The organism is Streptomyces sp. NPDC031426 (assembly GCF_055581585.1).
On sequence record NZ_JBVIJE010000015.1, the window covers coordinates 124,671 to 136,181 of the forward strand.

Consider the following 11,511-nt stretch of genomic DNA (forward strand, 5'->3'; position numbering starts at 1 on the left):
TCACCCGGGCTGTTCGTCGGTAGCAGTGCGCCGCACCCGCGGCACCGGACAGCCATCGCCGAGTCCCCGTACGGCGCGAGCCAGGGGAGCCGGGGACCCACGCAGTCCCTGGGGTGAATCGGGCGCCCGCGCTTCGCGAGGGGACCCGTAGGAGACCTTCCTGCTCCGAACCCGTCAGCTAACCCGGTAGGCGAGAGGGAAGGAAAGGACCAGCCACTCCATGGCGTTCATGTGCGCCACCGGGAAGCACCGCAAGCCCGGCCGGGTCAAGCGCACCACCGCTCAGGCGGCAGGCATCGCGGCCCTCACCACCACCGGTGTCATCGGCACCCTGGCCGCCTCCCCGGCGCTCGCCGCCGAGAACACCGTGGAGCAGACCGGCCTCACGCCGGTCCTCACCCTGAGCGACGACGTGGCCGAGCACATCGACGCGCAGGCCGCCGCGCAGCAGCGGGCCGCCGAGCACAAGGCGGCCGAGGAGGCCGCGGCGAAGAGGGCGAAGGAGGAGCGCGAGGCCAGGGCCCGCGCCGCCCGGGAGGCCGAGCGCAAGCGCCTGATGAGCACCTTCGTCGCCCCGATCGCGAACTCCTACGTCTCCACCGGCTACAAGGCGAGCAGCTCGCTGTGGTCCTCCGGCACGCACACCGGCATCGACTTCCACGCGGCGAGCGGCACCCCGGTGCACGCGGTCGGCTCCGGCACCGTCGTCTCCACCGGCTGGGGCGGCGCGTACGGCAACCAGATCGTGATCAGGATGGCCGACGGCATGTACACCCAGTACGGCCACCTGTCGTCGATCGGCGTCTCGGTGGGCCAGCAGGTCACGCCGGGCCAGCAGATCGCCCTGTCCGGCGCGACCGGCAACACCACGGGCCCGCACCTGCACTTCGAGGCCCGTACGACCCCCGACTACGGCTCGGACGTCGACCCCGTCGCCTACCTCCGCAAGCACGGCGTGAACGTCTGACGCCTCATCGCCTGGCATGCGAAGCCCCGGCTCACCGAGCCGGGGCTTTCGTCGTCTTTTCACGGGCGCCACCCGATCCGCTGACCAAAAAATATCCATGGATTCCGGCCCGCCGTCGGAAATTCCGGCTCATTGGAATAGAGTCACGGAACAGGCGTCCATCGTCGACGTTTCACGGGGATTAAAGCGGAGGTCGGTCATGCGTATTCCGGCGCACTCGGTGTGCACGGCCATCCGGGACGACATCGTCGCGGGGGTCTACGAGCGCGGCGGCCGGCTGACCGAGGAAGTCCTGGCCCGCCGCTACGGCGTCTCGCGCGTCCCCGTCCGCGAGGCCCTGCGCACCCTGGAGGCCGAGGGCTTCGTGGTGACCCGCCGGCACGCGGGCGCGTGCGTGGCCGAGCCGACCGAGCAGGAGGCCGCCGACCTGCTGGAGATGCGCCTGCTGCTGGAGCCGCTCGGGGCCGCCAGGGCCGCCCAGCGGCGCACCGAGGCCCATCTGAAGGTGCTGCGCGGCCTGGTCAGGCTGGGCCAGGAGCGGGCCCGCAGGGGCAGCAGCGACGATCTGCGGTCGCTGGGCGGCTGGTTCCACGAGACGCTCGCCCAGGCCTCGGGCAGCCCCTCGCTGACCGCGATGCTCAGCCAGCTTCGGCACAAGATCGCCTGGATGTACGCGGTGGAGGCGCCGTCGAGCCCGGTGGACTACTGGACGGAGCACGGCGCCATCGTCGACGCGGTGGCGCGCGGCGACGGGGAGCGTGCGCGGGCGCTCACGGCGCTGCACACCGAGCGCGCGACGGCCGTGCACCGGCTGCGCTTTTCCGGGGCCGGCGAGCGTGTGAGGACTTCGCAACATGCCGTAAACATGTCGGGCCTGCGGCATTAACACGGGCGCCGTATACAAAGAAGAGGTATTCGGCTGCGCAGTATTTCCCGCTGCCTCAATTCCGGTGTGCGCGCAAAGAGCCCGGAAACGCAGAGCCGCGCCGCCCGAAAAGGGCGACGCGGCTCCGGTGTGTCAGCGTGCTGCTGTTCAGACCGTCTCGGGCAGTTCCTCGAGGCCCTCGGCGACCAGCTTGGCCAGACGGTCGAGGGCGACGTCCGCACCCTCGGCGTCGGAGGCCAGCACGATCTCCTCGCCGCCCTGGGCGCCCAGGCCCAGGACAGCCAGCATGGAGGCCGCGTTGACGGGGTTGCCGTCAGCCTTGGCGATCGTCACCGGGACGCCTGCGGCCGTGGCGGCTCGGACGAAGATGGAGGCGGGGCGGGCGTGGAGGCCCTCGGCCCAGCCGACGTTGACGCGGCGCTCAGCCATGTGTTGCTGCCCTTCAGTCTTCAGGGTTGTCTAGACCAGTTTCCCATATCGCGAAGCATGCCCCGGAGCGGACCTTCGTCCGCCCGGCGTGGCGTCGGAACCGCGGCCTCGGTTCCGGCTTCCGTCCTCCACAGACTGCCCTGCGCCGTTGTCGGACGCGAGCCGTACTCTGGGGCCCATGCAGACCTCGGCGGACCGGCAGGACCGGCACCAGTACCCCGCCCACTGGGAGGCGGACGTGGTGCTGCGCGACGGTGGTACCGCGCGCATCAGGCCCATCACCGTTGATGACGCCGACCGCCTGGTCAGCTTCTACGAGCAGGTCTCGGACGAGTCGAAGTACTACCGCTTCTTCGCGCCGTACCCCAGACTCTCCGCCAAGGACGTCCACCGCTTCACGCACCACGACTTTGTGGACCGGGTGGGACTCGCGGCCACCATCGGCGGCGAGTTCATCGCCACCGTACGCTATGACCGCATCGGCGCCGACGGCATGCCCGCCTCCGCGCCCGCCGACGAGGCCGAGGTCGCCTTCCTGGTGCAGGACGCGCACCAGGGCCGCGGGGTCGCCTCCGCCCTGCTGGAACACATCGCGGCGGTCGCCCGCGAGCGCGGCATCCGCCGCTTCGCCGCCGAGGTGCTGCCCGCCAACACCAAGATGATCAAGGTGTTCACGGACGCCGGCTACACCCAGAAGCGCAGCTTCGAGGACGGCGTCGTCCGCCTGGAGTTCGACCTCGAACCCACCGACCGCTCCCTCGCCGTGCAGCGAGCGCGCGAGCAGCGCGCCGAGGCGCGCTCGGTACGGCGCCTGCTCATGCCCGGCTCGGTGGCGGTCGTCGGCGTCGGCCGCGCCCCCGGCGGCGTGGGCCGCAGCGTCCTCGGCAACATCCGGGACGCCGGCTACGGCGGCCTGCTGCACGCCGTGAACAACGCCTTCCCGGAGGGCCTCGGCGAGGTCGACGGGGTGCCGGCCTACCGGCGCGTGCGGGACATCGGCGGTCCGGTGGACCTCGCCGTGGTCGCCGTACCGGCCGAGCACGTGCCCGCCGTGGTCGCCGAGTGCGGGGAACACGGGGTGCAGGGGCTCGTCGTGCTCTCCGCCGGGTACGCCGAGAGCGGGCCCGAGGGGCGCGAGCGGCAGCGGGCCCTCGTGCGGCAGGCACGCGCGTACGGCATGCGGATCATCGGCCCGAACGCCTTCGGGATCATCAACACCGCGCCCGACGTGCGCCTCAACGCCTCCCTCGCCCCGGAGATGCCCCGCCCCGGCCGCATCGGGATGTTCGCCCAGTCCGGTGCCATCGGCATCGCCCTGCTGTCCCGGCTGCACCGGCGCGGCGGAGGGGTCACCGGGGTCACCGGCGTGTCCACCTTCGTCTCCGCCGGCAACCGCGCGGACGTCTCCGGCAACGACGTCCTCCAGTACTGGTACGACGACCCCGAGACCGACGTCGTCCTCATGTACCTGGAGTCCATCGGTAACCCGCGCAAGTTCACGCGCCTCGCGCGCCGGACGGCGGCGGCGAAGCCGCTGGTCGTGGTGCAGGGGGACGGGTCCGCCCCGCAGGGACACGCGGTGCGGGCCACCCGGCTGCCGCACGCCACCGTCTCCGCGCTGCTGCGGCAGGCCGGGGTGATCCGGGTCGACACGATCACCGAGCTGGTCGACGCGGGGCTGCTGCTCGCCCGGCAGCCGCTGCCGGCGGGGCCGAGGGTGGCGATCCTGGGGAACTCGGAGTCGCTGGGCGTGCTGACGTACGACCGGTGTCTGGCGGAGGGGCTGCGGCCTTCGCGTCCGCTGGACCTGACGACGGGGGCGACGGCGGAGGACTTCCATCGGGCACTGGGAGCTGCGCTGGCCGACGAGTCGTGCGACTCCGTCGTGGTGACGGCGATCCCCGCGATCGGGGAAGCGTCGCCGGGGGATGCGGAGCTGGCGGAGGCGTTGCGGTCGGCCGCGGCTGCCATTCCGGGGAAGCCGGTGCTGGTGGTGCATGTGGAGCTCGGGGGGCTTGCGGAGGCGTTGTCGGCTGCGGCCAGCACCGCACCCGCGGCCGTTGACAAGGCACCCGGCACCGAGGGCGGTGCCCGCCTGTTCCGCGCTGCGGAACGCCTGCCCACCGCGGGAGCGGGTGCGGCCAGTCCTCCGGAGGGCATGCACCTCATCCCCGCCTACCCCGCCGCCGAACGTGCCGTGCGGGCGTTGGCCGAAGCCGTCAAGTACGGGCAGTGGCGGCGGGAGGCCATGGACCCGGGGAAGGTGCCCGAGTACGACGACATCGACGAGAAGGGGGCCGCGCGGCTGATCGGTGAGCTGCTCGCGCGCGGGGAAGGGCTCACGATCTCCGACGCGGAGACCTGCGAGCTGCTCGGCAAGTACGGCATCCCCGTGCGGCGCGCGCTGCCCGCACCCACTGCCGACGCCGCCGCCGAAGCCGCCCGCGCCCTCGGCTACCCGGTCGCCCTCAAGGCCACCGCCCCGCACCTCAGACACCGCGCCGACCTGGGCGGCGTGCGCCTCGACCTCGCGGACGAGGAGCAACTGCGCCGGGCGTACGCCGAGTTGACCGAGCTGTTCGGCAAGCCGGAGGAGCTGCGGCCGGTGGTGCAGGGCATGGCACCGCGCGGCGTCGACACCGTCGTACGGGCCGTGATCGACCCGGCGGCCGGGGCCGTGCTGTCCTTCGGACTCGCCGGGGCCGCCTCCCAGCTGCTCGGCGACATGGCGCACCGCCTGGTCCCGGTCACCGACCGGGAGGCGGCCTCGCTGGTGCGGTCGATCCGTACGGCGCCGCTGCTGTTCGGCTGGCGCGGCTCCACGCCCGTCGACACCCCGGCGCTGGAGGAACTGCTGCTGCGGGTGTCCCGGCTGGTCGACGATCATCCGGAGGTGGTCGCCGTCACCCTGGAACCGGTCGTCGTCGCCCCGCACGGCGTGAGCGTCCTCAGCGCCACGGTACGGCTCGCGCCGCCACCGGCCCGCGACGACCTGGGCCCGCGCACGATGCCGGCCTACTGATCACCTGCTGATCAGGGGAGGGGGACCGCATGATCGTCTTCACCGCCCCGGGCTTCGTCTCGTGCGCGTCCGCCTTCCAGGGCCCCGTCTTCCGTGAGCCCGCCGCCGAGGAGGCGGCACGGCTGCGGCGAGCGCTGGGCGAAACGCTGCCCGTCGTGGTGGCGTTCGAGGCGGACGGCGGCGGACCCGAACCCGTCTCCTGCCTGATCGCCACGCAGGGGCTGGACATCCTGCCGGGGCTCGTCCCGCGGCGCCCACGCGCGCGTGCGCAGGCGGACCCCGGTCTTCGTGACTGGCCCGGACCCCCCATGCCCACGGATTAGGATGGACGCCATGGCCAAGACCAGTACGACGACCCAGGGGCTGCGCGCGGCGATCGAGCGCAGCGGCTACTACCCGGCCCTCGTGGCCGAGGCGGTGGAGGCCGCTGTGGGCGGCGAGCCCGTCCGGTCGTACCTGGTCCACCAGGAGACCACCTTCGATCAGAACGAGGTGCGGCGGCATGTGACCGTGCTCGTCCTCACCGGCAACCGCTTCATCGTCAGCCACACCGACGAGCAGGCCGCCGACAGCACCTCTCCGACGCCGTACGCCACCACCTCCACCGAGTCCGTCAAGATCGACCGGATCTCGTCGGTCGTGGTCAGCCGGGTGGTCGCCAACCCCGAGCAGTACGCGCCGGGCACCCTGCCCCGCGAGGTCGTGCTGACCATCGGCTGGGGCGCGGTCAGCCGTATCGACCTGGAGCCCGCCGCCTGCGGCGACCCCAACTGCGACGCCGACCACGGCTACACGGGCAGCTCCACGGCGGACGACCTCAGCCTGCGCGTCAGCGAGGCCGGGGACGGCCCGGAGACGGTGCGCCAGGCGCTCGCCTTCGCCCAGGCCATCTCGGAGGCGACCGCGGACATCGCCCGCTGATGTCCCAGCTCTCCGCCTGGGACCACCCGGAACCGCTCGCCCTGGACACCGCGCCGCTGCCCGAGTACGGCACCGGCTCCCTCGCCGATCTGCTGCCCACCCTGGCCGCCGGCATGGGCGTCCCCGGCCTGACCGCCACGATCGAGGAGCTGACCCCGGCCGACCGGGTCTGTGTCCTGCTGATAGACGGGCTCGGCTGGGAGCAGCTGCGGGCGCACGCCGACGAGGCGCCCTTCCTGACCTCGCTGCTCGGCACCTCGCGCGGCGGCACCGGCCGCCCGCTCACCGCCGGCTACCCGGCGACCACCGCCGTCTCCCTCGCCTCCGTCGGCACCGGTCTGCCGCCCGGCGTCCACGGCCTGCCCGGCTACACCGTGCGCAACCCGGCCACCGGCGAGCTGATGAACCAGCTCCGCTGGCAGCCGTACACCGATCCGCGCGCCTGGCAGCCGTACCCCACCGTCTTCCAGCTGGCCCAGGCAGCCGGGGTGCACGCCGCCCAGGTGACCTCGCCCATCTTCGAGCACACCCCGCTCACCAAGATCGCGCTCAGTGGCGGCAGCTTCCACGGCCGGCTCAGCGGCGAGGAGCGCATGGACCTCGCGGCGGAGCAACTGGCCGCCGGGGACCGCTCGCTGGTCTACACGTACTACTCCGAGCTGGACGGCGCTGGACACCGCTACGGCGTCGCCTCCGACACCTGGCGCGGCCAGCTGATGTACGTCGACCGGCTCGCCCAGCGCCTCGCCGAGCAACTGCCGCCGCGCAGCGCGCTCTACGTCACCGCCGACCACGGCATGGTCGACGTCCCGTTCGACGACGAGCACCGCATCGACTTCGACACGGACTGGGAGCTGCGCGCCGGGGTCGCCCTGCTGGGCGGCGAGGGCCGGGCGCGGCACGTGTACGCGGTGCCGGGCGCCGAGAACGACGTAGTGGCCGTCTGGCGCGAGGTGCTCGGCGAGCAGTTCTGGGTGGCCTCGCGGGACGAGGCGATCGCGGCGGGCTGGTTCGGGCCGCACATCGACGAACGGGTGTACCCCCGGCTCGGGGACGTGGTCGCGGCCGCGTACGACGACGTCCTGATCATCGCGTCCGAGCGGGAGCCCAAGGAGTCGTCGCTGGTGGGCAACCACGGTTCGATGACGCCCGCCGAGCAGCTGATCCCGCTGCTCGAAGTACGCTCCTGACCCTCCCGCCCCGCACGACCTCTCGCCGAAAGGTGCTCAACCCCTCATGCCCGAGCTGGTGTTCTTCTCCGGAACGATGGACTGCGGGAAGTCGACGCTGGCTCTGCAGATAGAGCACAACCGCTCGGCCCGGGGCCTCGTCGGCATGATCTTCACCCGGAACGACCGCGCGGGCGAGGGCAAGCTGTCCTCCCGGCTCGGGCTGGTCACCGACGCGGTGGAGGTCGCCGACGACCAGGATCTGTACGCCTCCCTCGTGGACCACCTCTCGCAGGGCCGCCGGGCCGACTACGTGATCGCGGACGAGGCGCAGTTCCTCGCGCCCGAGCAGATAGACCAGCTCGCGCGCGTGGTGGACGATCTCGGCCTTGACGTGTACGCCTTCGGGATCACCACCGACTTCCGCTCCAAGCTCTTCCCCGGTTCGCAGCGGCTGGTGGAGCTGGCCGACCGTATCGAGGTGCTCCAGGTGGAGGCGCTGTGCTGGTGCGGCGCCCGGGCCACGCACAACGCCCGCACGATAGGCGGCGAGATGGTGGTCGAGGGCGCCCAGGTGGTCGTCGGCGACGTCAACCAGGCGGCCGGTGAGGTCGGCTACGAGGTGCTGTGCCGCCGCCACCACCGCCGCCGCATGACCGCCGCAACGGCCCGCGCGGCGGCTCTGTCGCCGGACGTGCTGCCGGTCTCCTCCGGCTGAACCCGACCGGGCGAATCGGCTGGTCCCCCCGAGCGCTCAGTGCGGGTTCTGGATCACCGAGAACTCCGCGCCCTCCGGGTCCGCCACCGTCGCCACCCGGCCGTGCGGGCTGTTGTGCGGCTGTCTGATGACACGGCCGCCGAGATCCGCCACCTGCCGCACCGTCGCGTCGGCGTCGGCGACCTCGAAGTACGTCTGCCAGTGCGGTCCGCGGTCGCGGGGCAGCGCGTGGCCGACGCCGTGCAGACCGGCCACCGGACGACCGGCGAGGTGGAGGGTCACGTAGTCGAAGTCGGCGGAGACCACCGGCTCCCGTTCGTAACCGAACACGGTCGCGTAGAACTTGGACACGCTCTCGGTCTCGAAGGTCACCAGCTCGTTCCACGCGGGCGTGCCGGGCACTCCGCTGATCGCGGTGCCGAGGTGCGCGGAGCCCTGCCAGATGCCGAACACCGCCCCGGAGGGGTCCGCGGCGATGGCCATCCGCCCGGCCTCGGCGGCGTCCAGCGGCCCGACCGCCACGGTTCCGCCGCACTCCCGCACCGTGTCGGCCGTCTGGTCCACGTCCTGCGAGGCGAGGTACGGCGTCCAGGCGATCGGCAGCCGGTGGTCCGGCGGCAGCTGGCCCATGCCCGCCACCTCGCACCCGTCGAGCAGCGCCCGCACATACGGGCCGAGCTGCTGCGGGCCCGGCCGGAACTCCCAGCCGAACAGCTCACCGTAGAACTCCTCGGTGGCGGCCAGCCCGTGCGCCATCAGGCTCACCCAGCAGGGCGTGCCGGGCGCACGCCGCGCGTGCGGGCCGGCCGGCTCCCGTGCCTCGGTCATCGATCACTCTCTCCCCGGCCCCTCGCGGTGGCCGTGTCGCTTCCGCTCCCCGGAAGGGGTGTCCACGCCGACGGCGGGTTCGCCCGCGCCGGTGCCCGCATCCTCCACGCCGCGCCGGGACTTACCGCGCCGACGCTCGGCGACACCTCCGGGAGGATGCCCGGTCCGTCGTCTTTCGCCGCTTCCTGACGAGGGCCGGCGGGTGCCCGCCGGCTGTACAGCACGTGCTCGATCCCATACGCCGGGTGATCGAGCCTGTCCGGCCGAGCAGAGTAGCCGGACCTGGACGCCGCGGCCACCCCTGGCGTATGCATGGCGCCATGAGAGCCATCATCACCGCATCCGATCTCGCACACGAGCTGACCGGCGACCGCCCTCCGGTACTGCTGGACGTGCGCTGGCAGCTGAGCCTGGCGAAGGCGGCGGGCGCGCCGGCCTTCGACGGGCCGGCCGAGTACGCGGCCGGGCACATCCCCGGCGCGGTCTTCGTCGACCTGGACCGGGAGCTGGCCGGTGTGCCCGGGGAGCGGGGCCGGCATCCGCTTCCGGACCTCGCGGAGTTCGGCGCCGCGATGCGCCGCGCGGGCGTGTCGGCCGACCGGCCGGTCGTCGTCTACGACGGCGGCCAGGGCTGGGCGGCCGCGCGCGCCTGGTGGCTGCTGCGCTGGACGGGTCACCCGGACGTGCGGGTCCTCGACGGCGGATTGCCGTCCTGGCAGGGCGAGCTGTCCACGGAGGTGCCCGCTGTGACCGAGGGCGACTTCCGGCCGGCGCCGGACGCGTCGGGCCTGCTGGACGCGGACGCGGCGGCGGCCCTGGCCCGCGCGGGTGTGCTGCTGGACGCGCGGGCGGGGGAGCGGTACCGGGGTGAGGTGGAGCCGATCGACCGGGTCGGCGGGCACATCCCCGGCGCGGTGTCGGCGCCGACGACGGAGAACGTGGGCCCCGACGGCCGCTTCCTGCCCGCGGCGGAGCTACGGGACCGCTTCAAGGCCCTGGGCGTCTCCACGGACACCGAGGTGGGTGTGTACTGCGGCTCGGGCGTCTCCGGCGCCCATGAAGTGCTCGCGCTGGCCGTGGCGGGCATCCCGGCGGCCCTGTACGTCGGTTCCTGGTCCGAGTGGTCCTCGGACCCGTCCCGGCCGGTGGCGGTGGGCGCGGATCCGCAGTAGCGGCAGTCGAGAGGCGGGGCACGCACGCGTGCGGCCGGAAGGCGGGCACGCGCGTGTGCACCCTGAAAACCGGGCACGCGCGCGTACAGCCCGAAAGCCGGGCACGCGCGCGCAGCCGGAAGTGGGGGGCATGCGCGCGTGCCCCCCACGTTCCGCTTCCGTACGGCCGGTTACTCCTGCTTCTTGCGGCGCGTGCCGAACACGATCTCGTCCCAGCTCGGCACGGCGGCGCGGCGGCCGGGGCGGACGCCGTCGGCCTCGGCCTGGCGGTCGGTGGCGCCGATCAGCCGATCGCGGTGGCTGCCGACGGAGCGGGGCATGAGGACGTCCGCGTACGCCGAACCGGCCGAGGCGGCGGGGGCCGGCGGCTCCTCGGCGGCCGTCTCGCCGTCGGGTTCCTCCGGTGTCTCCGCCGGGCGCTCCGGGACCACCAGGTCGCCCCGGAAGCTCGGCACCGCCTCCAGCAGGCTGGTCAGCGAGTCGCGTTCGCCCGTGCTCTCCTCGGGAGGCTCGGACGCCTGCGCGGGCAGACTCGGCCGCTCCCGCTCGCCCCGGTCCAGCGCGCGGTCCATCGAACGCTCGCGTGGCAGGCGGGCGATGCGCGGCACGAACGGGAAGCTCGGCTCGGGCACGGCGAGGTCGTCGGACTCGCCGATCAGCGAGCGTGCCTCGTCGTCCACGGCCTGGACGAGCCGCCGGGGCGGGTCGTACGTCCAGCTCGCCGAGTGCGGTTCGCCCGCGACCCGGTAGACGAGGAGCACCTCCCAGGTGCCGTCGTCGCGGCGCCAGGAGTCCCACTGCACGGTGTCCTTCTCGGCGCCGCGCAGCAGCAGCCGCTCCTGCACGGCCTCGCCGAGCAGCGGACCCGAGTTCTCGCCGGGGCGGCGGACCGGGGTCTTGCGGGCGCGCTCGGCCATGAAGGCGCGCTCGGCCAGTACGGGCCCCTCGAAGCGCCGGACCCGGTCGACGGGGATGCCGGCGAGCTGGGCGACCTCTTCCGCTGTGGCACCGGCGCGTATACGCGCCTGGATGTCACGGGGGCGGAGATGGCTCTCGACCTCGATCTCGATCTGGCCGAGGCGCGGCCGGTCGCCGCGCACGGCGGCGCGCAGCCGTTCGTCGATCGGAAGGGTGTACTCCGTTGCGTCGGCAGCCTTGAGCACCAGCCGTGTGCCGTCATTCGAGACGGCCACGACACGCAGTTCGGGCATGGGGACCTCCCGGGTGGTGCCTGCCGACGTCACGTGCGTCGCTGCTTCCGCTAGTCGAGTGTGGCCTGCCCGGGTGCAGCCTGCCACAACCTTGCCGAGTTGCCCGGCGTGTCGGGCACGGGCCCTGGGCCGCCGTTATGGCACGGTTACCTATTCGCAACGCTAAGTGACCAAATTCGTCACCCTGT

General features: G+C 73.1%; 11 protein-coding genes and 1 riboswitch. Of the genes, 8 read left to right on the forward strand and 3 right to left on the reverse strand.

Features of this window, described 5'->3' with window-relative positions; genetic code table 11:
* The first annotated feature begins 46 nt into the window (after positions 1 to 46).
* Positions 47 to 208: riboswitch (cyclic di-AMP (ydaO/yuaA leader) on the forward strand.
* A gap of 12 nt (positions 209 to 220) precedes the next feature.
* A complete protein-coding gene (locus tag ACZ5NH_RS28590; RefSeq protein ID WP_468779214.1) occupies positions 221 to 967 on the forward strand; it encodes a M23 family metallopeptidase in 747 nt (248 codons plus the stop codon).
* A gap of 199 nt (positions 968 to 1,166) precedes the next feature.
* A complete protein-coding gene (locus ACZ5NH_RS28595) occupies positions 1,167 to 1,853 on the forward strand; it encodes a GntR family transcriptional regulator (protein ID WP_388624873.1) in 687 nt (228 codons plus the stop codon).
* 147 nt (positions 1,854 to 2,000) lie between these two features.
* Here ACZ5NH_RS28595 and ACZ5NH_RS28600 read toward each other — a convergent pair whose 3' ends face one another.
* Positions 2,001 to 2,282 (reverse strand): HPr family phosphocarrier protein, encoded by a 282-nt coding sequence (locus ACZ5NH_RS28600; RefSeq protein WP_053655224.1) that lies wholly within the window; start codon positions 2,280 to 2,282, stop codon positions 2,001 to 2,003.
* 178 nt (positions 2,283 to 2,460) lie between these two features.
* On the opposite strand from ACZ5NH_RS28600, the gene ACZ5NH_RS28605 reads away from it, so the two are divergent.
* Genes ACZ5NH_RS28605 through ACZ5NH_RS28625 form a run of 5 tightly spaced genes read left to right on the forward strand, consistent with a single transcriptional unit; the run spans position 2,461 to position 8,112 of the window.
* A complete protein-coding gene (locus ACZ5NH_RS28605; RefSeq protein WP_468779217.1) occupies positions 2,461 to 5,304 on the forward strand; it encodes a bifunctional acetate--CoA ligase family protein/GNAT family N-acetyltransferase in 2,844 nt (947 codons plus the stop codon).
* Positions 5,305 to 5,333: 29 nt separating this feature from the next.
* A complete protein-coding gene (locus ACZ5NH_RS28610; RefSeq protein ID WP_468779219.1) occupies positions 5,334 to 5,627 on the forward strand; it encodes a hypothetical protein in 294 nt (97 codons plus the stop codon).
* A 10-nt stretch (positions 5,628 to 5,637) separates the two neighbouring features.
* Complete coding sequence (locus ACZ5NH_RS28615; protein ID WP_468779221.1) at positions 5,638 to 6,225, forward strand: DUF5998 family protein; 588 nt, start codon at positions 5,638 to 5,640, stop codon at positions 6,223 to 6,225.
* Entirely contained in the window at positions 6,225 to 7,415 is a 1,191-nt protein-coding gene (locus ACZ5NH_RS28620; RefSeq protein ID WP_388624863.1) for an alkaline phosphatase family protein, read from the forward strand. The genes ACZ5NH_RS28615 and ACZ5NH_RS28620 overlap by 1 nt, the downstream gene beginning before the upstream one ends.
* 46 nt (positions 7,416 to 7,461) lie before the next feature.
* Positions 7,462 to 8,112, forward strand: coding sequence for a thymidine kinase (locus tag ACZ5NH_RS28625; protein WP_451557339.1), 651 nt, complete (start codon positions 7,462 to 7,464; stop codon positions 8,110 to 8,112).
* Between the two features lie 36 nt (positions 8,113 to 8,148).
* Here ACZ5NH_RS28625 and ACZ5NH_RS28630 read toward each other — a convergent pair whose 3' ends face one another.
* The gene (locus ACZ5NH_RS28630; protein WP_388624857.1) at positions 8,149 to 8,940 is read right to left on the reverse strand and encodes a VOC family protein; all 792 of its coding nucleotides are present in this window, start codon (positions 8,938 to 8,940) and stop codon (positions 8,149 to 8,151) included.
* A gap of 320 nt (positions 8,941 to 9,260) precedes the next feature.
* Here ACZ5NH_RS28630 and ACZ5NH_RS28635 point away from each other — a divergent pair, with 320 nt between their 5' ends.
* Positions 9,261 to 10,112 (forward strand): sulfurtransferase, encoded by an 852-nt coding sequence (locus tag ACZ5NH_RS28635; RefSeq protein WP_468779224.1) that lies wholly within the window; start codon positions 9,261 to 9,263, stop codon positions 10,110 to 10,112.
* A 170-nt stretch (positions 10,113 to 10,282) separates the two neighbouring features.
* Here the strand turns inward: ACZ5NH_RS28635 and sepH are convergent, their stop codons facing one another.
* Positions 10,283 to 11,323 (reverse strand): septation protein SepH, encoded by a 1,041-nt coding sequence (gene sepH / locus ACZ5NH_RS28640; RefSeq protein WP_388624851.1) that lies wholly within the window; start codon positions 11,321 to 11,323, stop codon positions 10,283 to 10,285.
* Between the last annotated feature and the right edge of the window lie 188 nt (positions 11,324 to 11,511).

What these genes read in the sequence shown, in the direction of transcription:
- ACZ5NH_RS28590 (WP_468779214.1), top strand. Translation starts at nt 221, where the DNA reads ATGGCGTTCATGTGCGCCACCGGGAAGCACCGCAAGCCCGGCCGGGTC.
- ACZ5NH_RS28595 (WP_388624873.1), top strand. Translation starts at nt 1,167, where the DNA reads ATGCGTATTCCGGCGCACTCGGTGTGCACGGCCATCCGGGACGACATC.
- ACZ5NH_RS28600 (WP_053655224.1), bottom strand. Translation starts at nt 2,282, where the DNA reads ATGGCTGAGCGCCGCGTCAACGTCGGCTGGGCCGAGGGCCTCCACGCC.
- ACZ5NH_RS28605 (WP_468779217.1), top strand. Translation starts at nt 2,461, where the DNA reads ATGCAGACCTCGGCGGACCGGCAGGACCGGCACCAGTACCCCGCCCAC.
- ACZ5NH_RS28610 (WP_468779219.1), top strand. Translation starts at nt 5,334, where the DNA reads ATGATCGTCTTCACCGCCCCGGGCTTCGTCTCGTGCGCGTCCGCCTTC.
- ACZ5NH_RS28615 (WP_468779221.1), top strand. Translation starts at nt 5,638, where the DNA reads ATGGCCAAGACCAGTACGACGACCCAGGGGCTGCGCGCGGCGATCGAG.
- ACZ5NH_RS28620 (WP_388624863.1), top strand. Translation starts at nt 6,225, where the DNA reads ATGTCCCAGCTCTCCGCCTGGGACCACCCGGAACCGCTCGCCCTGGAC.
- ACZ5NH_RS28625 (WP_451557339.1), top strand. Translation starts at nt 7,462, where the DNA reads ATGCCCGAGCTGGTGTTCTTCTCCGGAACGATGGACTGCGGGAAGTCG.
- ACZ5NH_RS28630 (WP_388624857.1), bottom strand. Translation starts at nt 8,940, where the DNA reads ATGACCGAGGCACGGGAGCCGGCCGGCCCGCACGCGCGGCGTGCGCCC.
- ACZ5NH_RS28635 (WP_468779224.1), top strand. Translation starts at nt 9,261, where the DNA reads ATGAGAGCCATCATCACCGCATCCGATCTCGCACACGAGCTGACCGGC.
- sepH (WP_388624851.1), bottom strand. Translation starts at nt 11,323, where the DNA reads ATGCCCGAACTGCGTGTCGTGGCCGTCTCGAATGACGGCACACGGCTG.